This window comes from Methanobrevibacter olleyae, from assembly GCF_900114585.1.
In the GTDB taxonomy this organism is placed as follows: domain Archaea; phylum Methanobacteriota; class Methanobacteria; order Methanobacteriales; family Methanobacteriaceae; genus Methanobrevibacter; species Methanobrevibacter olleyae.
In genome coordinates this window covers 1-22783 of sequence record NZ_FOTL01000022.1, presented here as the reverse complement: position 1 = coordinate 22783, position 22783 = coordinate 1, and the positions used below count along the sequence as shown (strand labels likewise).

The 22783-nt window shown below is 26.6% G+C and carries 17 protein-coding genes; 4 read left to right on the top strand and 13 right to left on the bottom strand.

Features of this window, described 5'->3' with window-relative positions:
- Positions 1 to 10: 10 nt before the first annotated feature.
- Together BM020_RS06585 and hisB are read left to right on the top strand one after the other, a co-directional pair.
- Positions 11 to 232, top strand: coding sequence for a 4Fe-4S binding protein (locus BM020_RS06585; protein ID WP_327037162.1), 222 nt, complete (start codon positions 11 to 13; stop codon positions 230 to 232).
- 82 nt (positions 233 to 314) lie between these two features.
- Positions 315 to 893: an imidazoleglycerol-phosphate dehydratase HisB gene (gene hisB / locus BM020_RS06580; RefSeq protein WP_067148476.1), complete on the top strand. Its 579-nt coding sequence runs from the start codon at positions 315 to 317 to the stop codon at positions 891 to 893.
- Positions 894 to 1202: 309 nt separating this feature from the next.
- On the opposite strand, the gene BM020_RS06575 is transcribed toward hisB, so the two are convergent.
- Positions 1203 to 2033: a F420-dependent methylenetetrahydromethanopterin dehydrogenase gene (locus BM020_RS06575; protein WP_067148473.1), complete on the bottom strand. Its 831-nt coding sequence runs from the start codon at positions 2031 to 2033 to the stop codon at positions 1203 to 1205.
- A gap of 468 nt (positions 2034 to 2501) precedes the next feature.
- Here BM020_RS06575 and BM020_RS06570 point away from each other — a divergent pair, with 468 nt between their 5' ends.
- Positions 2502 to 2816 (top strand): TIGR04076 family protein, encoded by a 315-nt coding sequence (locus BM020_RS06570; protein ID WP_067148470.1) that lies wholly within the window; start codon positions 2502 to 2504, stop codon positions 2814 to 2816.
- 131 nt (positions 2817 to 2947) lie between these two features.
- Here BM020_RS06570 and BM020_RS06565 read toward each other — a convergent pair whose 3' ends face one another.
- From BM020_RS06565 to BM020_RS06510, 12 genes are all read right to left on the bottom strand, one after another.
- Positions 2948 to 3286, bottom strand: coding sequence for a DUF2149 domain-containing protein (locus BM020_RS06565; protein WP_067148467.1), 339 nt, complete (start codon positions 3284 to 3286; stop codon positions 2948 to 2950).
- Between the two features lie 81 nt (positions 3287 to 3367).
- The gene (locus tag BM020_RS06560; protein ID WP_074798637.1) at positions 3368 to 4009 is read right to left on the bottom strand and encodes a MotA/TolQ/ExbB proton channel family protein; all 642 of its coding nucleotides are present in this window, start codon (positions 4007 to 4009) and stop codon (positions 3368 to 3370) included.
- Between the two features lie 92 nt (positions 4010 to 4101).
- Positions 4102 to 4782, bottom strand: coding sequence for a DUF2162 family putative transporter (locus BM020_RS09985; protein WP_074798636.1), 681 nt, complete (start codon positions 4780 to 4782; stop codon positions 4102 to 4104).
- A 48-nt stretch (positions 4783 to 4830) separates the two neighbouring features.
- Positions 4831 to 5319: a hypothetical protein gene (locus BM020_RS06550; protein ID WP_082762201.1), complete on the bottom strand. Its 489-nt coding sequence runs from the start codon at positions 5317 to 5319 to the stop codon at positions 4831 to 4833.
- A gap of 58 nt (positions 5320 to 5377) precedes the next feature.
- Complete coding sequence (locus tag BM020_RS06545; protein ID WP_067148453.1) at positions 5378 to 6001, bottom strand: energy-coupling factor ABC transporter permease; 624 nt, start codon at positions 5999 to 6001, stop codon at positions 5378 to 5380.
- 11 nt (positions 6002 to 6012) lie between these two features.
- Entirely contained in the window at positions 6013 to 6654 is a 642-nt protein-coding gene (locus tag BM020_RS09740; protein WP_074798634.1) for a hypothetical protein, read from the bottom strand.
- 269 nt (positions 6655 to 6923) lie between these two features.
- A complete protein-coding gene (locus tag BM020_RS06535; protein ID WP_234970529.1) occupies positions 6924 to 10040 on the bottom strand; it encodes an FmdE family protein in 3117 nt (1038 codons plus the stop codon).
- Positions 10041 to 10752: 712 nt separating this feature from the next.
- Positions 10753 to 13848 (bottom strand): FmdE family protein, encoded by a 3096-nt coding sequence (locus BM020_RS06530; RefSeq protein WP_234970528.1) that lies wholly within the window; start codon positions 13846 to 13848, stop codon positions 10753 to 10755.
- Positions 13849 to 14375: 527 nt separating this feature from the next.
- Complete coding sequence (locus BM020_RS06525) at positions 14376 to 15497, bottom strand: glycosyltransferase family protein (protein ID WP_067148447.1); 1122 nt, start codon at positions 15495 to 15497, stop codon at positions 14376 to 14378.
- Positions 15487 to 16641, bottom strand: a complete 1155-nt coding sequence (locus BM020_RS06520) for an oligosaccharide repeat unit polymerase family protein (protein ID WP_067148445.1) — start codon at positions 16639 to 16641, stop codon at positions 15487 to 15489. The genes BM020_RS06525 and BM020_RS06520 overlap by 11 nt, the downstream gene beginning before the upstream one ends.
- A 971-nt stretch (positions 16642 to 17612) precedes the next feature.
- Positions 17613 to 18305: a hypothetical protein gene (locus BM020_RS06515; protein ID WP_067148442.1), complete on the bottom strand. Its 693-nt coding sequence runs from the start codon at positions 18303 to 18305 to the stop codon at positions 17613 to 17615.
- A gap of 908 nt (positions 18306 to 19213) precedes the next feature.
- Positions 19214 to 20728: a cobyrinic acid a,c-diamide synthase CobB gene (locus BM020_RS06510; RefSeq protein WP_067148439.1), complete on the bottom strand. Its 1515-nt coding sequence runs from the start codon at positions 20726 to 20728 to the stop codon at positions 19214 to 19216.
- 656 nt (positions 20729 to 21384) lie between these two features.
- Between BM020_RS06510 and BM020_RS06505 the strand changes: the two genes are divergently transcribed.
- Complete coding sequence (locus BM020_RS06505; RefSeq protein WP_067148436.1) at positions 21385 to 22500, top strand: radical SAM protein; 1116 nt, start codon at positions 21385 to 21387, stop codon at positions 22498 to 22500.
- Positions 22501 to 22783: the final 283 nt, after the last annotated feature.

Here is a 22783-nt window from a genome sequence, read left to right as displayed (position 1 = left end):
TTATTTAGAGATTTATTCAATAGGTGATACTATCTTAAAAATAGAAGTTGACGAGGACAGATGTACTGCATGTGGAAATTGTAAAGAAATTTGTCCTAAAGGTGGTTATATTTGGACAATTGATGATGTTGCACATGTATCAAACTTAGATTATTGTCATGTTTGTACATTATGTGCAATGAAATGCGGCCCTGATGCGATTAAAATTATAAGAAATGCGCCAGATGAATAAATAATTAATCGTTGTTTTAATTAAATCATGTTTTAAAATTTTATAATATTTTCTAATTAAGCTTAATAAAGTGAGTGATTCAATGACTAGAATAGCAAAAGTTTCAAGAAAAACATCTGAAACAGATATTGAAATAGAATTAGATATCGATGGAACTGGAAAATATGAAATTGACACTGGAGTTAATTTCTTTAACCATATGCTAGAATCTTTTTCTCGCCACAGTTTTATTGATTTAAACATTAAAGCAATTGGTGATATTGAAATAGACGATCACCACACTGTAGAAGATGTAGGTATATTATTAGGCGAAGCTTTCTTAGAGGCTATTGGTGATAAGAAAGGAATCATGAGAATGGGTCATGCGATTGTCCCTATGGATGATTCAGTTGCAGTTCTAGCTATAGATATTAGTGGTCGTAGCTACTGTAATATGAGCTTAGATTTTAGAAATGATAAAATCGGCGATTTAAGTTCTGATATTGTTGTTCACTTTTTTGAATCATTTGCATCAAGTGCTAAGATTAATATCTATGGAACTTGTGAAGGTTACAATGATCACCATAAAGCAGAGGCTGTTTTTAAAGCATTTGCTAAATCCATATATGATGCTTGTAAAATAGAACATGACGAGATACCTAGTACTAAAGGTGTTTTATAAGCTTTTAAAAAAATTTAATCAAAGCCCTTTTTTTAATTTTTATTTTTTAAATTTTTAAATCCCACTATTTTTAGCTATTAAACATTTTAAAAATTTTATTTATAATACATTTTAGCAAAAGTATAATTGTTTGTATTTTAACGAATTAAACTTTCAGATAAAAAGTTTTAAAAATTAGATTAAATAAAAAATAGAAAAAAGTAAGTTTTAATTTTGATTTGAGATTTGATTTATTTGAATTGATTTGAATTAGTTTTAAAAAAGAAAAAAGAAAAATAAGTAGCTGAAAGCTACTTAATTCTAATACACTTATTCTGGTTTGCTGATTAAATCAAATTTGCAACCAATGTTACCTTCTTTCATGTGAGGGGTTCTTAAAACAGTGTCATTAGATTTTTCAATTTCTCTTGCTTCTTGTGCTAATTTAGCAGCATATGCAGCCATTTCGTGAGCAGCAGCAACTAATGGGATGAAGTTTTCGTAACCTTTGGTCATGAAACAACCTTTCATGTCTAAGTTAGCTACAGCACCAGCCATTTCGTAAGCAGCAATAGCTTTTGCTTTTGCATATGGATTTTGGAATTCAGCAGCATCTACAGCTTTTTCAGCAGTAATTATGAGTTTAGGTAATTCAATTTCTTTACCTTCGTCAGCAGCTTCAATTATACCATCAATGGTTTTTTGTATTAATCTTAAAGCGCCAGTTTCTGCTAATACTTTTAAGATGTCCGCATTAAAGATAGCCATTTCAGTAGGGTCTAACCATTCTCTTTTTGCACCAATCATTGGGTCGGACATTACAATGATGTAACCTAAACCTTGTTCATCCATTTCATCCTTTTTACCTTTACCAGGTGCATCACCAATTATAATAGCAGGGCAATCTTTTTCAGATAATAATTCTCTTGCTTTATCTGGACCAGGTGCTCCTGGGTTTGGGCTAATGAAAATACAGAAATCTGGGTCGAATTGATCTACTTTAGGTACAACATCTTCAACTTGTTCAGGGTTCATTTTTGCTCCAGATCCAAATACTCTTACATCGATGTTTGGTCTGTCTGCTCTTTCATCTAATAATAAATCTAATACTGGTGAGGTACCAATATTACCACTTTTTATTATACCAATTTTAACTACCATAATATCACATATATATTTATAGTATTTACTTATTATATAGTTTGAGGTTAAAAGCAAATAAAAACATTTATATAATAGAAAAAATTTTTTATCAATTAATAAAAAAAGATATAATAGAATGATAAAATAGTGAACAAAAATAATAAAAAATAAGCTCCAAATAAACAGTATTTTTAAGAAAAACAATTATTTAGATAATAAATTCACCATTTGTTTTACTAAAAATCTATTTAAAGAAAAACTAATTTTTTAAATAATTATCAATTTATTTCAAAAGATTTTATTCTAGAATTGGATTATAAAGCCAATACAATAGCTTTATATATTTTATTTTAAATTTATTTTAGTGTTTAAATTTATTTCAGTATTTAGAAATTTTTTTAATAAAAAACTTATTAATAATGAAAAATAAAGAGATATTAAAATTTAATTTAAGAAAAAATTCAGAAGATAGATATAGGTGGGAAGATGAAGAAAGTAAAAATTACAGTTATGAAAAAAGTTAGACATGATGATTTGATTGAAAAGTATGAAAATCCATTGGAACATGAGTGTGATGTAGAGCTTGGAGATGTTTTTATAGCTAACGGATGGGAAAAACCTAAAAATTTATGTAGTAGTGCCTGGGAAAATCTATCTCCATTTGTTATGGCTTTAGCAAATGGTGCTGAAGATTTTTATGATGGATGGATGAAAAATAAAAAATCAGCTATGATATCTTGTAATGATGGTTTTCGTCCTGTAAGTTTTTTACTTGAAACTATGGATGAAGATGCCGAATAAAAATCAGAGCAAAATAGCAAATAGCTAAATAGCAATAAAGTTAAAAAAATTAAAAATAGAAAAAGAGCAACTCACCTAAAATTTAAAAGAATTTTGGTCAAGGTTTTTAGCCGAAGGCTAAAAAGCTTGAATTAACCTTCAACCATGATTAATTTTCCTGTCGAAGAATCTTTATAAACTTTCCCCATCTCTGTGTATCCACTACCTGAAGATTTACTTAAATCAGGAGTATCTTCTAGCTCTTTACCTTGATCAATTTGAGAAATTTCTTTTAATGCATCTTTAACTTTCTGTTTTTGTTGTTCATCCATGTTTTCATTAAAAATAATGCTTTGCATATTCCATGAAATAACCAAAAAAACTAATAATCCAACTGCAATAACTAACATTGCATCAACTAAATTAGAAGTTCCAGCCATTGGATCCTCTTCACCTTGATTTAGAAACTTTCCTTCTCTACGTTTAATCATGAAATCACCTTAAGTTAAACTTAATTTGAGATTTTAAAGAAATAAGAAAATTTTTTTTAATTTAAAACTGTTTAAATTTAATTAGTTCTTTAAATTCTCCAAAACAGCATTGACTAATAACTGGAGATTAGAAGAATACTCTTCGTACCATCTACGCCTAACTTTTGAAATAACATAAGCTACTGCACCAGAACCAATACCTACAACTGTAGTATCAAAAGCAATGATAATTGCACTTGCTAAAGTAGAAACATCTCCACTACCTAAAGCAGCAAGACCAGGCCCCATAGGTATTAAAGTACCCATTAAACCAAGAGTTGGGCCAATACGAGTTAAGATATCAATTTTTTCAAGGGACTTTGCCATAGAAACTTCTTCTTCCTCAATTAAATTTAAAGCCCATGCATCACGAGAGTCTGAAGAGAAAGAATGAGCATTAATAATTTTCAATAAGACATCTTTTTGACTTTCAAAAATCTCAGATTTATTAACAATTTTTTTAAGTTCATCAACAGAACTTGCATTAACTAAAGAATAGACTAAGTTTTCTTTATAATCCCTAGTTAACTTTTTCCGATTATTATAATCTGAAATAAGACCTCCAAAAGCAAAAACTGCAAAAACTGCAAATATAAGTAAGAAAATTATTACAGGAATCTGTAAACTTTGAGAAACTACATTTAAAGCTGCAGTTAATAACTCACTTCCAGGTATACTTACCACATAAATCACCACAAAAATTTAATAAATTTAAAAACATTTCATTTAATCACAATAATAATAAATTATCTAAAGATAGAATTCTTTTTATAAAATTATCTAAAGATAGAATTCTTTTTATAATAAAACAAACCTAAAACTATCACTATTACTAATAATATAATGGTTAAAAGTATAGATTCAATAGAAACTATATTAATTGGACTTATTTTATCTAAATCTAAAGATATTATATTTGGTATAAATAATGAAACTATCAAAGAATAGATTCCTAAAATATAGTATAAACTCCCAAATTCTTTATATGAAATATTCAAATTAATCTTTTTAAAAACAAAACACAATATAATCAATAGTGAAAGAAATGAAATTGAAGTTAATAAACTTATTTCTAAAGAATTTAAACCAAATAATGCTTGTTTAGATATAATACACATAAATGCCATTATAATAAAACAAATAAAAGATAAGATTAAAATTGATTTGAAACTTTTCTTAATATCTTTATCTTTATTAATTAAATATCCACTTAAAATCAATAAAAATGCTATTAAAAACAATAATAGATAATTATAATGCCCAATAGCTAAATTCAATTGAATCTTAAATAAATTAATAAAATAGATTAGTATAAAGGTACTTATAAATGAAATAATAGAAAATTTTGCCAAATCTTTCTCAGAGAAATTATTCAAACTAAGAATTAAACCGAAGGCAATAGCAAAAATCACTATAGAAATTATAAGTCCTAAAGACCATAATAAACTAAATGCCATAATATCACCACAATTACTTATTAAAATAATATGATATGAAATTAAGAATTATTTTTTATTTTTTAAAATCACAAAGCCAACAACTACTCCAACTAATAAACCAATAACTAAACCAACGATCAATGGAGTAATAAAGTTAGTACTGCTATCAGTTGAGTCTATATCAATTTCAACTAATTTCTTTGCTGAATCACTAAGAGAACTACTATCATCATTAGAAATTAAAACTCTGTTTTTTAATTCAGAATGATTATTTAAATAATTTTCAACAGTATCTTGATATGCAATAGCTAAAATCCTTTTATTAGGATTAGATAAAGCATGTTCTAATTGATGTTCAACATCTCCATCAGATTTAAACTTATAAACTGTTATGTTAAGACCTAAATCATCTACAACACTTTTTGCTAAAACACCATTAGACTCATTTGCTATTATCATTGTATCATCAGTAATATCAGCACCATGTGCACTAACAGAAGACAATGTTAAAAGAAAAATGAATATGATTAAAATACAATAAATTATTTTTTTCAAAATTAAAACCTCCTTAAACATAAAAATTAATTAAACAAATAAATTAAAGAATCATAAATCAAATCTTTTCTATATCTGCAATATCTGGACGAATATTAAATATTAATTCTAAAATAATAACATTAATAAAAGCTTCAATAAATGCTACAACTAAATAAAAAGGTAATAAACTAGCTAAAAGAAGCTCTAAACTTGTAGTTTGAGTTAATAATAAAATAACTATTTGAACAACAGTAGCTGTTAAAATACCGAATAAAGTAGCAATAAATATTGCAACTCTTCCATTAATATTTTTAAATAAATCATATACCACTGAACTTGCTAAACTTAAAAAAACTCCAATAACTAAAACATTTGCCCCTAAAGTTGTTATTCCCCCCATACCTAAAAAAATAGCTTGGCTAAGTAAAGCTAAAAAACAAACTAATGTTCCACTTAAAGGACCTAAAATAATAACAACTAAAGGAATCAGAAAGAAATGCATAGGTATTCCAAAGGGAGAAGGGATAGAAACAGCAGTTGTTACAGCTGTAGCTGCAGTTAAAACAGCAGTTAAGACTAATCTTTCCTCCATATTAACCTTTTTTGAAATTCTCATAAAGAAAATTGCTAAAACAATAAGTGTAATAATCCAGTATATTATAGCTTGATCCATTGGAATAAGACCATCAGGAATATGCATAAAATCCACCATTATTTAGAAAATAATTTTGATATGATAATTACTCCAAAGAATCCGCATAATAACATACAAATCAATAAAGTTATGTTAGTTAATGTAAATAAATCATTTTCTTTATTTGTATCTTCAATAACTTCATTAAATTCAGTTGAATTAGCATTAGACTCATTCATTTCTTCTTCAGATGAATTTTGTTCAATTTGAGAATTATCTCCTAAAGAATCAGATGGAATATTGGAACTAGAACCACCAGAAGATTTAGAATTGGTAGAACTACTAGAGCCACCAGAAGAAGAACCACCAGAACTAGAAGCATGAGAACCAGAACCCCCAGAACTAGAACCACCAGAACTAGAAGCATGAGAACCAGAACCCCCAGAACTAGAACCGCCAGAAGAGGAAGAACCAGAACTAGAAGCATGAGAAGAAGAACCGCCAGAACCAGAACCGCCAGAAGAGGAAGAACCAGAACTAGAAGCATGAGAACTAGAACCCTCAGAACTAGAAGCATGAGAATTGGAATTTACATCACCAGGTGTTACTTCTTCTGCATATTCACCACCATGCCCCGGATGTGCTGAAATAGCAGTTGAAACAACTGAAAAAATAAAAATTACAGAAATTAATAAGGCTAAAAATTTATATTTATTCAAAAAATCACCACAATAATTATAAAGTTTAATTAATTACATTCAATTAAAAGCATTATTTAATTAAATCTAATTAATTAACCTCCTTAAAAACTTTGAAAGCTATCAAATTCCCTTTAAACTAAATTACTTTTAAAAACTTAAAATTAATTTAATTTCCTTAAAAATTATAAGTTCCTTAAAAATTATAAGTCCCTTAAAAAGTATAAGTAAAAAATTAAAAAGATAATAACTCAAAAATGAGTTATTTATCTTATAAAATCTTATTTTTCTTATTTATGTCTGACGTAACCTAATCCAAGTAAGATACCAATTGCTAAAACACCAATAAGAGCATATGCTAAAGCATTGAAATCAGCAGATTTAGTAACAGGAGACTTAGATACTTCGTAAGAACTTGCATCACTTGGATTTGTATCTCCATCTTCATATGCAGTATCTACACTAGGAGCAGAAGAAGCTATATCTCCAGAAGTTCCAATGCTACTAGATAAAGATTTATGACTTTGATTAGAAATTGCACTATTAGATTCTGGATTAGTATTAGTATTAATATTACTATTGCTATTAGAATTACTGTTAGTATTAGCATTATCGTTAGAATTGCTATTACTGTTAGAATTACTGTTAGTATGAGCATTATCGTTAGAATTGCTATTACTGTTAGAATTACTATTAGCATTAGAATTGCTATTAGTGTTATTTTCCATAGCTTTTAATAAATCTTCTTTAGTTAGATTATCAAGGCTTTTTAAGTAAGTGATAACATTAAAATCATCACCAGCACCCTGTTTTAGCATCTTAAATTGTTCTTCGGTAATCCATTTTTCACAGTCAGTTGATACAACTGGAAGTGCTTTAATATTAGGATTTTCATTATTTGCATACATATCAATATAAGCTTTAATTTGAGCTGCACGCTTTCCTTCAGAAGTACCATACATACTAGTGTCAATAGTTGCCCATTTGAAACTTACAATAGCTGCTCTACCTACTTTAAGATTGTCATCCCATACAATGATTATACCTTCTTGAGTTCCATCATCTATATATTCAGAAGCAGTCTCATTTTTTGGTAATTTTTGAACATAGTAATTACCTAAACCTGGAGATAAATCTAATAAATAGGTTAGACTGTCATCTTTACAATAGATACTAGAAGCTATATAAGTATAAGATTCATTTTCCCCTAATGGATATTCATTTTGAATATAATCAGTTATGAAGAAGCCCGGTTGTACACCTGGACATACATGAGCATGGTATAAGAATGTAGACATTTGATCAAATAATGGATGTTCATTCCATGCATTAATAATACTTTGAATATTAAACCAGTTTCCATCAGGTACAAATGTTTGTGTAATCTTTTTTAATTTAGCTGAATCATTTAATGTATTGAATCCAATATCCACTACCCTATTACCCTCAAGTTCACCTACAAAGAAGTCGTTAGTAGCAGAATTATATCTTAAATAGACCATATTAACTAAGTTAGAGTCAGGGTAACGTAGAGCAAATGCAAACCATAATGGTTTCCATACTGCTTGGTGAAGGTTTAACAAAGTTTGACTATATAAAGTAGCTCCTAAAGCTTCGTTAAGACCATCAAGAACAACAACTGTTTCTTGACCATTTAAGAAAGCATAACTTGCATCTGTTAAAGCTAAGAAATCTACATCATCTCTATCAATATCAACACCTAATTCTTCCATGAAGATTAGTTTAGCTTGATCAGCAGCGTCAATACCAATTTGTTTTAATTGAGCATCAGATAAATGACCTAGATTATTATCAACATTAGCTCTTGTAGCTTGAGGGAGATTTAAAGATAAAATGTAGTTTAAATCTAAACCATGACCATCCATACCATAATCAAATGGTTCTCCATCGTAGGTAACGTTATCAGTAGTTCCCATTAAATAATTGTATTGTTCTTGGTTTAATCCAGTGAATTCATATAAGAAATTAACTAATTTTTCAGGATTAGTATTAATTTGCTTAATCCACCAGGAATTGTATTTTAACTCTTCTAAACTTCCAGCATCAGGATTAATGCCGGTTTCTTTAGTGAAAAGTTTTTTAACATCTGATGAATTAAATGTCATAATAATTAAATCACCAGATTTAGTTTGACTATTCCATTTAATGAAACCAAGCATATTTTCAGTAGCTCCGGTATTGGTAGTATTCATACCTACATATCCAGTTTTACCAATAGTATCATCTAAGAAGAATAGAGCTGCATCATCATCAGATCCTCCAGGAACACCAAGGACTTTATAAGCAGTTATATCTGCAGGAGAACCTATTCCACCAGGATTAGTTTCTTGTTCTGGAGGATAGTATTTTAATAATGCTTGGATAATACTATATCCACCTAAAGTACCCTCACATATGTGGCCATGGAAAGCAGCTTCTTGAAGTATCTCTCTTGAGATACCAGCAGCCCAACCATTAGCTAAACTTGCGAAAGCCCAAGCATTTTCTCCAAATACAGCATTATAATAAGTATTCCATTCTTTTTTAGTCATGTTTTCAGAAATAGTTCCTTTATAAACAGGACTTGTAGAAGCATTTTGGAATACAACAGCTTTTAATTGATTTCCTTTTTTAATAATGAATGCAAAATCTATAGGATCAACTGCACTTTGACGTAACATTAATACATTAGTGTAAGCTATTGAATTATCATAATTTAAAATAGCTTCCATTCCATCTTCACTAGTTTTTCCATTTAACTTTGCAACACCGGCAGTAGTTACTACAAGTATATCATCTGCACTAGCAAAGTCTAAAATTTTATCAGCAGATGTAGAAACAGCCCGCCCTAATTTATAAGCTTCAGTAGCTTTTAAATCAAATAAAACTAAATCACTTAAACTAGCACCACTAACTATTTTAGATTGAGTAATATAACCTGCAGACATGGTAGTTATATTACAATCCCCCTCTAAGGTACCTTCTAAGTTTAAAGTCCATTTTTTTGAATTAAAGTCAAATTTTTTAGTAAAGTTAAGATACTTTCCATCTGCAGAAACTATATAAAAATCAGGACTGATTTTATTAGCATCTGCTGAATATTCATAATTTACTTTTACATCAATAGATCTTGAATCTTCAGAACCAGATTCTTTGAGAGTATTTTTTGAATCAGATATATCCCCTTTATCTTCATCAATATCTTCAACAGAATCAGATACAGCAAGTCCATTTCCATCATCAGAAGAATAAGATTGAATATCAGTACTTCCAGTGTCAGAAATTTCATTAACATTAGCTAGAGAAACTTCATTTAAACTAGAAGTATCCATAACATCGACATTTTCCGCAGAAACTCCACCTATAACAAGCATTAGAAATGTAACAAGAGTTATAAGTAAAATCATCTGTTTTTTAATATTTTTACCTCCTCAAAAATTTTAATGATATTCCATTTAATTAACAATCCATTAAGTTTAAAAAAATGAATATCTAAAACAAATTTATAGTAATACTTATATAAAGCTATTTATTACTAAAATCGATAAAAAAGTATAAAAAGTAATAAAAAACTTATTAAAAAATAATAAATAAATTAGAAATTAGTAATAAAAAAAATTAATATCGAGAAAAGGAGATTATTTTTGAAAAATAAGATAGTTAACTAAAATAATAAGACAAAAAAGAAAAAAAATTAAAAAAAAACAAGAATTAAGAAAGGAAAAATACTTTTAAAAAAATTAAAAAAGTATTACTATAACGATGTTAAGCAAAAAATAATATTAGGTTTTGTTGAAATCCTTATTTTCTAACTAATTAAATTGATCTATGGATTTTTAGATTAAACATTTGAATTTAGTTTTTTTATTTCTTATTTTTATCCTTTAAGTATTATTTCAAGTGTAACTAAACTTAAAGCATTTTAAAAGCTTTATATCCAATTTAGAGTAATTTAAAAATTTTATTCGATCTGCAATTTCAAGTGAAAAAAGATTTCAACAAAGTGTAAATTACTTTTAAAAACTTAAAATTAAATTAATTCCCTTAAAAAGCATAAGTAAAAAATTAAAAAGATAATAACTCAAAATGAGTTATTTATCTTATAAAACCTTATTTTTCTTATTTACGTCTGATGTAACCTAATCCAAGTAAAATACCAATTGCTAAAACACCAATAATAGCATATATTAAAGCATTAGAATCAGCAGACTTAGTAGCTGAAGTTTTAGAAACTTCATAAGAACTTGCATCACTAGGATTGTCTGGATTTGTATCTTCAGATAAGCCATCTTCATTAGGAGAAGCAGTAGCTACAGCTCCAAAAGTTCCTACACTTGTATAATGAGAAGGTTTATGACTTGGAGTAGATACAACACCATTAGAATTACTATTAGAATTGGTATTAGAATTACTATTGGAATTACTATTAGAGTTGGTATTAGAATTACTATTGGAATTACTATTAGAGTTGGTATTAGAATTACTATTAAAATTGGAATTGTTATTAGTACTAGTACCCTTGCTCTTAGAATCACTATTAGAACTATTTTCAATATTAGTGTTGTTTTCCATAGCTTTTAATAAATCTTCTTTAGTTACATTATCAAGACCTTGAATGTATCTAATTACATTTTCATCACCAACCCCTGTCTTTAACATATTAAATTGTTCTTCAGTAATCCATTTTTCACAATCAGTAGAAACAACAGGACTTGCTTTAATATTAGGATTATTTACACCATTATATAAATCAATATAAGCTTCAATTTGAGTAGCACGTTTTGCTTCAGAAGTACCATACATACTTGTATCAATATTTCCCCATTTGAAACTCAAAATAGTAGCTTTACCTACTTTAAGATTATCATCCCATACAACAAGAACACCTTGATATGTTCCACCATCAACATATTCAGAAACAGTTTCATTTTTAGGTAATTTTTTAACGAGAAAAGTGCCCATACCTGGAGAAATACCTAATAAATAAGTCATACTGTCATCTTTACAGAAAGTAGTAGAAGCAATATAAGTATATGATTCATTTTCACCTAATGGATAATTACTTTCAATATGATCAGTTATAAAGAATCCTGGTTGTACACCTGGACATACATGGTTATGATATAAGAAAGACAATATTTGTTCAAATACTGGATGAGATCTCCATGCATTTGCAATGGTTTGTACACTAAACCAATTTCCATCAGGTGCAAAAGTTTTTTCAATTTTTCTTAATTTTGCAGAATCATTTAAAGTATTGATACCAATATCTATTACTTTATCCCCTTCAAGATCACCTATAAAGAAAGTACCATCAGAATTATATCTTAAATAAGCTGCATGAACTTCTTTAGTATCAGGATGACGTAAAATAAATGCAAACCATAAGGGTTTCCAAAGAGCTTGATGGTATTGTAACATATTTTTACTGTATAAACTAGTACCTAAAGATTCATAAAGACCATCACGAACTTTAACAGTTTCTTGGCCATCTAAATATACATAACCAGCAGATGTAAATACTGCAAAGTCAACAGCATCTCTATCAATATCAATGCCTAGCTCTTCTTTAAATAAACTTTTGCCAATATTAGCAGCATTTATACCAATTTGTTTCATTTGATCATCAGTTAGTGTAGCTTTTATAGTTTCAATATTAGATCTTGTAGCCTTTGGAAGGTTTAAAGACAAGATATATTCCATATCTAAACCATGTGCATCAATTGCTTGAACAGAGTGTTCTGCAACATTTACATCAGTACTTGTCCCCATTAAATAATAATATTGATCAGCATTTAAAGCAGTAAACTCATATAAAAAGTCAACTAAGCATCCTGGGTCATTATTGATTTTATTAATCCACCAAGAACAGTATTTCAACTCTTCTAAGCTTCCATCATCAGGATTAATGCCAATTTCTTTAGTAAAGATTTTTTTAACATTAGTGGAATTTAAGGACATGATGATTAAATCACCAGTGTTATTACGAGCATACCATCTGATAAATCCAATCATATTCTCAGTTGCACCAGTTGCAGTAGTATCTACTCCAACATAACCAGTTTTACCAATAGTAGCATCTAAAAAGAAGATTGCTGCATCATCATCAGATCCACCAGGAACACCAAGAATTTTATAAGAAGTTACATCCCCAGGAGAACCTACTCCTTCAGTTTGGGTTTCTTTAACAGGGGGATAGTATTTTAATAAAGCTTGTACAATACTATATCCTCCTAAAGTACCTTCACATATGTGTCCATGGAATGCACCTTCTTGAAGTACTTCTCTTGATACTCCAGCAACCCAGCCATTAGCTAAACTTGCAAAAGACCAAGCGTTAACTCCTTTAATAGCATTATAATAATTATTCCATTCTTTCCTAGTCATATTTTCAGAAATAGTTCCTAAATATGATTGTTTTGTGGAACCATTTTCAAAAATAACTGCTTTTAATTGATTTCCTTTTTTAATAATAAATGCAAAATCAATAGGATCTAAGGCAGATTGGCGTAACATTAAAATATCGGTATAATCTATTATGTTTCCATAATTAAGAATCCCTTCAATAGCTTCTTCACTGCTTTTACCATTTAATTTAGCTACACCTGCTGTAGTTACAACAAGAATATCATCAGCATCTTTAAAATTTAATGCTTTATCAGCAGCTGCAGTTACATCTTTACCAAGTTTATAAGCAGCAGTAGCTTTTAAATCAAATGTAACTAATTCACTTATTAAAGAACCACTAATTACTTTAGATTGATCTATGTAACCAGAAGTTAAAGCAGTGATATTATAAGAATCTTCTAAAGGGCCATTTATATTAAGGACATAAGCTTTCTTATTAAAGTCATATGCTTTTGTAAAATTAAGATAATTTCCATTAGAAACTACATAAAAATCAGGTACAACTTGACTACTATCAGAAGGGTATTCATAATTAACTTTTACATTAACAGAAACATTAGAAGATCCAGAATCTTTAATACTATTTTTATTATTAGATGCTTTTATATCTACAGAATCATCACTTAAAATATTATTATAACTAGATAGCTCCATTTTATTTACACTAAAAGATGATTCTGAATTATCACTATTTTCAACAGTTGAAAATTCATTAATATAAGTTGAACCTATACTAAGATTAGAATCATCAATTCCATCAAGATTTTCTGCTGAAACTCCATTAATAGCACATATTAAACATGCCATAAGAGCTATAAGCAAAAGAACTTGTTTTTCAATAATTTAACCTCCTAAAAAATTGTGATATTCCGTAAAAATATATCTACTAATTTAATTAGGTAAACGAAAACTTATACTTACATATTTAATTAGGTAAACAAAATCCCTAAATAGGTAAACAAAACCCCTAAATATAAAAATCAATAGAAAAAAATAAAACTTTTAAAAACAGAATATCTAACTAAAAATATAAAGTAATACTTATTTAAATTTAATTATTACTAAAAATAGAAAAAAAGATAAAAAGTAATAAAAAAGTATTACTAATATTAAAAATATCTTAATAAGTAATACAAAAAATAAAAAAATATACATAATCATGTTATATTCAAGAAATCATATCCAAAATAAGCATAACAAGTGAATAAATAAAAATAAACTAAAAAACATGAAAAAAAGGTAAGAAAGCCCTTCAAAAGAAGAAAAAGAAAGTATTACTATAACAGTGTTAAGTAATAATGAAAAGGATACAATGAAAATTTTAAAAAAAATAATTATTTGAATACTTTACGACTATTCCAAATTTCTTTAGTAGATTTAAAGCCACTTTTACTAAGAGATTTACTATTAAATTTATTGATTAAATCTACCACTCTTTCAATAGCTATTTCACTATTTTCTAGAAGATTAGAATCATCTTGCTGAGATAATTCTTCAAAAGCCTTAGGAATTTCATCAATCTTTACAATCGGTATATTAAGCTCTTTAGCTAAATCTACACTACCATGAACTGTATGAAAACCTTCTATTTTTAAAGATGGAATATTAAATACTCCTGCCTCAATAGTCATACCCATACCTGCTGCATAAATTAAATGAGATGCTGCATTTATAAAACTTGATAAATCAACATATTGAGGTAAAACTTTAATATTTGGAGATAAAACTAAATCTTGAACCATATTTCTATCAAATCTATAAGGTGCAATTAGTGCATTAAGATTAAGTTCTTCAATAGATCTTATCAATGATTCTATATCATCATCTTTTAAGTCTCCTCCAATAACTACAAGAACAAATTCTTTCAAGCCATATTCACCATAGATTTCATCCTTATCTCTTAAGTTTCCCTCTTTTATATGATTATCAACATATTTAGCCATAGGATAGCCATTTATATTTATAACATTTTTAAGTTTATAATTTTTCTCAAGGTATTCCTTATATTCACTGGAAGGAACAGTGACAAGATTAGCTTGAGAAATTACTTCAATAGGATTATAAATATCTTGTTCAATATGTAAAATAGGAATTTTTAAAAGATTTGCTGCCACAATAGCTTTTCTAACATCCCCTGCATTTCCTGCAGTGATTAATAAATCTATATTTTGACCTTTAAGTGCATTAAATGATTTTAAAATATCTTTTGAAATAAGGTAAATTAATTTTGTAGTAGAATTTTTTGAACCTTTTCTACCTTCTCCAATAGAATATACTTCATCACAATAAGGTTCTAGAAAAGCCTTTGATGATTCTCCATGATAAAGACCTATTATCTTATTTAATTTAAAATGTAATTTATCTTCCCTTTCCAATTCTCTTAATCTTTCTATAATTGGAATAATTGTTTTTGAAGGAGTGATCTCACCAGCAATAGCTATATTTTTAGACTCCATTATCTAATCTCCATAATGTTTTAATAATAAGCAAAATACCAATTAAATAGAATAAGTAAACTACCACATCACTTGGTCCAGTTTCAATCCAGATAATAGTTTGTCCAAGTAAAATACTATAAAATGCTGTAAAAATACTTTTTTTATTATTTTGTATAGTGTGTAAAGTCTTTAATATAAGAGCTATTAAAAACATTTGGACAATCATTCCTAGAATACCAAAGTCAAGTAAAGCTGGGCCAAATATTGTAGAAGTAATTGAATGAGCTCTTCCAAGAGTAGCTTGACCAACTAAAACTCTAGCATCTGAATGTGTAAAAAATCCAGTAAGTGTAGTATAAAGCAATTTTCCCATTGTGGCACATTGATTAGTGATAGCTTTTGATAATACATTTAATGTAAATGCTGCTCTATATGAGAGAAGTTCAATTGGATTTAATGACCAGTGTTGCCAACTAATAGCTTGAACTGCAATAAATCCTACTGCTAAAAGTACAATTACAATAGCTAAAATAGCTAAAATTATGTATTTTAAATCTACATCCCTTGAATAATACAATGTAATTAAAGATGATAGCATGATTCCAATAGGTGTTGTTCTATATCCTGTAAGAGCAAACAAAGCTAAACCTATAATTAATAAAAGGTAATGTGATTTTCTATTGTATTTTGCAAGTAAAATGTTAATAGATGGCAAGAATATTATGTAAGATATTAACCATATTTTTGTTGCTGCTTTAGCTTTTAATGTTGCAGAGAAAAGTGGTATGCTACCTAGTAGAGCTATGTTTATAACTTGTAATAATATTCCAATAGAAACAAAACTTACTATAATTAATTCATTTTTAGAATATGAATCAAATATAGATAGTTTCTGAGGATTTAAATTAAAGCTTTTAGTTCGAGGATTCTCTGAGGTGAAAATTTTAAATTTATTTTTTAAGAAGTAATTAGTTAAAAAAATACCTAAAATAAAAGATAAAAGTCCAATTCCTATATAAAGATATAAATCTATATTAGGATAAGGTAATTGACGATAAATATACCACATAGGCATAGCAATTATTAAAAATAATATTACCATAACTACAATGATTAGTGGATGGAATAGATCAAGTTTTTTATCTATTAACTTAAAATTCATAAAAACCCCATAAAAATTTAATTTAAACTTTGTTTAAAAAATAATTAATTAAAACTTTGTTTAAAAAATAATTAATTAAAACTTTAATTAATTTAAGCTTTGTTTAAACTATTATAATAACTTTATTAAATAAACCATCATATTAAATGGACTATTTATAGAGCTATTTATGAGCTATTTCATATGAATTTAAAAATATTTCAAAATTGTTTCCAATGAAAAAATAAAAAATATATTAGAAAAAGGCAAAATTCAATTGAAAATATACAAGAGATAAAAATCATAATGTGAAAATTTTAAAAAATTGATCTTTAGATGAAAATCATTTTAAAAATGTCAAAGAAAAACTACAATAGATAAAAAAATTAAAAGGTAATACAAAAATTCATAAAAAGAGATGAAAAATATGAAAAAATTTTTGAAAAATTTAAAATATTTTTAAAAATTTCATGATAATATCATTTTTAAAAATCAAAAATGAGGAAAAATTTCTAAAAAAAATGATATTACATAAAATCAAAAATGATGATGTAAATAAATTAACATGATTATACTATGATAATAACATCAAAATAATATTTAAAAAAATTCATAAAAACTTACACTTGAAATATATGTCAAGGAATTTCTAGCTTTAAAATTTGAAAAAAATGATAATAACAAGCTAACTCATTATACAGTTGAAATCTATGTCTAAGAGTTACAATTTAAATCTTATAAAAAATACAACTCACTAAGTAAAAAATGCATATAAACTGAAGATATCATGATATTGAAATGAAGATACATTAAGTTGCATTAAGTTATATCAGGTGTATTAAGTGTATTAAGTGTATTAAGTTGATTATATCCTATTAAAATAAAAATAAAAAATTGCTTTAGAATTAAAAAAATAGTTAAAAAAATAAAAAAGTGGAAAATAAGATTAAACAATAAAAATTCATAAAAATCTAAAGAAATCATAAAAATAATTAATCCTCTTTTTCAGCTTCTAAAACATAAGTTTCTTTTGGAGGATTATCGATTTTTAAGTCAGCATCATCAGGTAACCTGTTAAATAAGCGATCAATAAAACTTCTGTTTTTATATCTATCAATTAAAAGTCTATCTACAGTTAATAATTGATCTTTATAAGCAATTTCTTTAAGGCTATCTTTAAGTTGTTGATTAAGATTATATAGCTCTTTATCTTTTTCAAGAACCAATTCATCATGTCTTTTTCTCTCATCAATTAGATTTTCTTCTGCCTTTTGTTTAGCTAAGTCAGCCTTTTCTCTTTCTATTCTAATCTCTTCATTAGCTTGTTTAAGAAGTTTATCTTTTTCATCAATAATATCATAGCATTTCTGAATAGAAGACTTATTTTCTTCAACTAAATCCATAATTTCTTTATTTTTATCAGATATCTCTTGATTTCTTTGCTCCATTATTTCATTAATATTAGAATCAGCCTCACTACGAGATTGTTTTAAATCAGAAATTGTATTTTTATTCTCATCTATCTGAAGTTCGAGACTATCTATCTCATTTAGGTAAGATTCATATTCACTTATCCTAAAAATCATTACTTTCTCTCCACCCTCAAAATTATCTTTTTTTGATAAGTCGATACGGTAAGTGAAACTATTTCCCCTCTTATATTGTTTAACTTCTTTTTCTAACATAAAATACCTTCAAAGAAAAAATTGATATTATTAATAGGAACTATATAATATATATGATAACTCATTGCATATAAACTTGACTTATAAAAGCAATTAAAAAAGCACAATTGTAACTCAATTAATATATTAAAAATTGGAAAATAACTTAGTGAGTTATTATGATATTATATTTTAAAAAAATTAATAAAAATTGAGTTAACACTTTTTTTAAAAGATATGGAAAATTTCTATAAAACTTAAAAAATAAGAAGAACAATTTCAAGTGTAAAAATTGAGTTACAAAAAAATGAAATTAAATGATGAAATAGTCACCTGAATCTTCAATGATAATGACATTATTTTAAAAAAAAATATTGGGATTAATTGCTAGATTTCTGATTTAAAAAAAAATTTTAAAAAACTTGAAAAAAAGTATTAATTCATATGCATCAATGGGCTAAAATATAGCATGTAATATCATTGAGTTACTTCGTATATACAAAGAGTTACAAAAACCTTAAAAAAAATTGTATAAAAAAATGATTTAAAATGAGTATTTTAAAAAAACAAAAACTGATTATTGTTATTTATAAATATTACTAAAAAAACTCAAGTTTTAGAAAGAAATAATAGAATTAAATAGATTTTAAAATTGAAAAATTTTGATGGGGAAAATGAGAAATATAGCTTATGATTTAAAAAGTAATACTTTTTTAAAATAAAAAATCCAAAAACAATGAAAAAATTTAAATTATTTAAAGAAAATCTAATATATTAGATAAAATTTATTAAAAACTTAGATAAATTATCTATACATTATACAAAAATAAATTTTAAAAAAAGTTCAAGAAAATAAAAAAAATTTTATTTGCCGATGCAAAATTAAAAAAGAGAAAAAATAGAAATGAAAAGCTTGATCAATCTATTGATTAATCTGGCTCTGAAATATTTCTAGTAAAATTGTAGGCAAAGTTAGGATGAGAGCAGGCATGGATATGAATATAATTAGCTAAAGTGTTTCCAACACTAATACCATCCATATTATTTAATAGGCCTCTGCCTCTTAATACATCAAATACCAATCTATCTGTTTTATCAACATTAAGTTTTGTATAATGGAATTCATGTGCACGGAAAATGTCCCCTTTATCTGAGATAAGATTATCCCTATTAGATCTAGCTACAACATAATTTAAACCTTGAACTTTAGGAGTCATTTCAGAGCTATAGGGAATTGCATTAACCATGTCTAATCCATCAATAGATTTAGATAAATAGATTAAACCTCCACATTCTCCATAAATAGGCCTATTATCCTTATGAAACTTGTTGATTGATTTTAACATAGATGTATTTTCAGATAATTCCTTTTTAAATACCTCAGGATATCCTCCACCAATATAAAGAGCATCAACATCTGGAATTTCTTCATCTTTATATGGGCTAAATGGAATAATCTTAGCACCATTATCTTCAAGAGACTCTAGGTTTTCTCTATAGTAAAAAGTAAATATTTCATCTAAAGCTACACCAATTTTTAATGGAGTTTTATTTCCAGTTTTCCATAGCTCTCCATATTTTGATCCATTAGTAACTTCTAATTCAATAGCATCATTATGAGCTTTATTAAAATCATCTTCATGAATGGATAGATCTATAATAGGGCCGTTATTATAATTATTAAAATTATTAGAGCTATTATTATGATTATCTTCTAATGATTCAACAGCTTTATTTTGATTGTCTTTTACAGTAGATTTACTTGATGTTTTCATAATGTCTTTTAAGGCATCTAAATCTATATACTCCTCAGCTATTTTACCCCAAAGATTAATATTTTTATTGATTCTTTCTTTTTCAAGTGCAGGAACAAGGCCAAGATGTCTTTCTTCTACCGTAATTTCTTCATTTCTTGGTATGCCACCAATAACTGGAACATCTGCTAATTTTTCAACAGACTCTTTAGCCTTTATATAATGTCTTTTACCCTTAACTTTGTTTAAAATAACTCCTTCAATACGAATTTCTGAATCAAGAGTTTTAAAGCCTAAAACAACCGCAGCTGCACTTTTAACCAAACTTCTAGAATCCATAAGTAAAACTACAGGTGCATCTAAAGCTTTTGCAATAGAAGCCGTGTTTCCTATGTCATTTATAGGACTAATACCTTCATATAAACCTCTTACTCCTTCAATAATTCCCATATTAGAATTAGATATCTTTAATGCTCTTTCAAATGAGTTTATTATTTGAAATTCATTCATGAAAAAAGAGTCTAAATTCCTTGATACATTACCAGTTGCTAGAGTATGGTATGAAGGATCTATAAAATCAGGGCCAACTTTAAATGGTTGAACATTTTCATCTTGAAGTGCTTTCATAATTCCTGTAGAAATAGTGGTTTTTCCAACTGCACTTCCAGTTCCAGCAAGTACGACTTTCATAATATTAAATTAGTATATATTTTATATAAAAGTTTCTTATAGTTAGAATGAATTATTTAAAAATAGTTTAAAAATTATTTAAAATTATAAACTACTTTGATAGAAAATAATAAAAATAAAGGAATTTTAAAAAAAAAGTAATAATATAAATAACTAGTAAAATGATAGATAGTTCAATAATAAAAAACTAATAAAAAACTAATAAAAAAATTAATAAAAAAGATTATAGTATAAAATAGTTTAATAAACATTATATAATAAATAATACTAATCATATGCGCTTATTTAAATAATTTAATAACTAAAAATAAATACAATAAAGTGATAAGTTTAAAAGGATTTTATTAAAAAATAAAATCTGAAATTTTTACTAGGAAATGATGAAATCATTAATATATTAAATATTAGTTTATATATACTTATTAAAATTCATTAATATTAATAAAAATATTAATAAAGATTAATATTAATAAAGACAATAAAATGAGAAAATAATTATAAAAAAGTTTTATTATAAGAGTTGTATTATAAAAAAGTTTTATTATAAGAATTGTAAAAAATATCTAATATAAAAAATATTTAATAAGAATAAATTAAAAATAGGATTATTTAAAAATGATATATTTTAAAATAATTTAAAAAAAGAGGAAGGAACTATGTCTACATTAGAAAAAATGCAAGTTTTAGCAGATAGTGCACAATATGATCTATGTGATTATGTTAGCCATAGTAAGAGTTCTCAAGTGAATCTCCCAGGGATTTATCACGCTACTGGACATAATGGATGTAAAATACCTCTTTTTAAAACATTGCTAACAAATAAATGTAAAAATGATTGTAAATATTGTATTAACCAAAGTAAACGTAATTTTACAAGACTTGAATTAAGTCCTGAAGAATTATCAAAAGCATTCTTACATTATTACAATAATGGCTATGTGAATGGTCTTTTTTTAAGTTCAGGTATTGGAGATACAATAGACAATACAATGGAAAAAACAATAGAAACTGCAAGAATCCTTAGAAAAGACTATGGATATGATGACTATATACATCTTAAAATCATTCCAGGAGCATCCAAAGATTCTATAAAAAGAGCAATGAGTTTAGCTAATAGAGTAAGTTTGAATATTGAAGCTGCAACAAAAGATGGACTTAGTGAAATTACAACAACAAAGGATTATAATAAAGATATCCTAAAAAGATTGGATTGGATGAATCAAATTAGTAAGAAAAATCCAGGATTTGCTAAATCAGGCCATACAACACAATTAATCGTTGGATCAAATGATGAAACAGATTTAGAAATCTTAAAAAGAATGGATAGCTTATATAAAAAAGTAGACCTAAGACGTAGTTACTTTAGTGCATTTTCCCCTGTTGAAGGAACAGAATTTGAGAAAAAAGAATCTTGTAATACAAATAGAACAGCTCAATTATATCATGCAGATGCATTGTTAAGTGATTATGAATTTGATATAAAAGAAATGGTATTTGATGAAAACGATAAGTTGTTTTTAAATGAAGATCCTAAAATTTTAGCTGCAAGGGAAATGAATATCTTTCCTGTAGAGATAAATTACGCCCCATATAAACAATTAATTCGTGTTCCTGGAATAGGGCCAAAATCTGCAAAAAGAATAATTAATATTCGCAGAAAAAAACCATTTAAAAAATTAGAAGAGCTTCAAAGAATAGGTGTTGTTGTAAAAAGGGCAGAATCTTATATAAAATTAAATGGTAATTATCAAAGCGCATTAGATATATATTAGGGGCTCTTTCAAAAACTTTGTTGATTTGAAAATTTTTTTAATAAAAAGTAGTGGTTTTTAGAATTTTTTCTTAAAAAATTGTTTGATTTTTATTTAAAAATAGTAAAATTTAATAAAGAGTTGGAGCAAAGTTTTTTTCATGATAAAACAAAAAACAATTGCTCCAAATAGTATTTTAGATGTTGAACAATATATATTTTGCGATTTTAATGATGATTTTGTTCTTTCAAATCCTCATTTTGTAAGATTATTTAATTCTTGTCGTGAAGTTTTTAAATCTTTT

Excerpts from the sequence above, each read along its gene's own strand:
- hisB (WP_067148476.1), top strand. The coding sequence starts at position 315 with ATGACTAGAATAGCAAAAGTTTCAAGAAAAACATCTGAAACAGATATT.
- BM020_RS06575 (WP_067148473.1), bottom strand. The coding sequence starts at position 2,033 with ATGGTAGTTAAAATTGGTATAATAAAAAGTGGTAATATTGGTACCTCA.
- BM020_RS06570 (WP_067148470.1), top strand. The coding sequence starts at position 2,502 with ATGAAGAAAGTAAAAATTACAGTTATGAAAAAAGTTAGACATGATGAT.
- BM020_RS06565 (WP_067148467.1), bottom strand. The coding sequence starts at position 3,286 with ATGATTAAACGTAGAGAAGGAAAGTTTCTAAATCAAGGTGAAGAGGAT.
- BM020_RS09985 (WP_074798636.1), bottom strand. The coding sequence starts at position 4,782 with ATGGCATTTAGTTTATTATGGTCTTTAGGACTTATAATTTCTATAGTG.
- BM020_RS06545 (WP_067148453.1), bottom strand. The coding sequence starts at position 6,001 with ATGCATATTCCTGATGGTCTTATTCCAATGGATCAAGCTATAATATAC.
- BM020_RS06535 (WP_234970529.1), bottom strand. The coding sequence starts at position 10,040 with ATGATTTTACTTATAACTCTTGTTACATTTCTAATGCTTGTTATAGGT.
- BM020_RS06530 (WP_234970528.1), bottom strand. The coding sequence starts at position 13,848 with ATGGCATGTTTAATATGTGCTATTAATGGAGTTTCAGCAGAAAATCTT.
- BM020_RS06525 (WP_067148447.1), bottom strand. The coding sequence starts at position 15,497 with ATGGAGTCTAAAAATATAGCTATTGCTGGTGAGATCACTCCTTCAAAA.
- BM020_RS06520 (WP_067148445.1), bottom strand. The coding sequence starts at position 16,641 with ATGAATTTTAAGTTAATAGATAAAAAACTTGATCTATTCCATCCACTA.
- BM020_RS06515 (WP_067148442.1), bottom strand. The coding sequence starts at position 18,305 with ATGTTAGAAAAAGAAGTTAAACAATATAAGAGGGGAAATAGTTTCACT.
- BM020_RS06510 (WP_067148439.1), bottom strand. The coding sequence starts at position 20,728 with ATGAAAGTCGTACTTGCTGGAACTGGAAGTGCAGTTGGAAAAACCACT.
- BM020_RS06505 (WP_067148436.1), top strand. The coding sequence starts at position 21,385 with ATGTCTACATTAGAAAAAATGCAAGTTTTAGCAGATAGTGCACAATAT.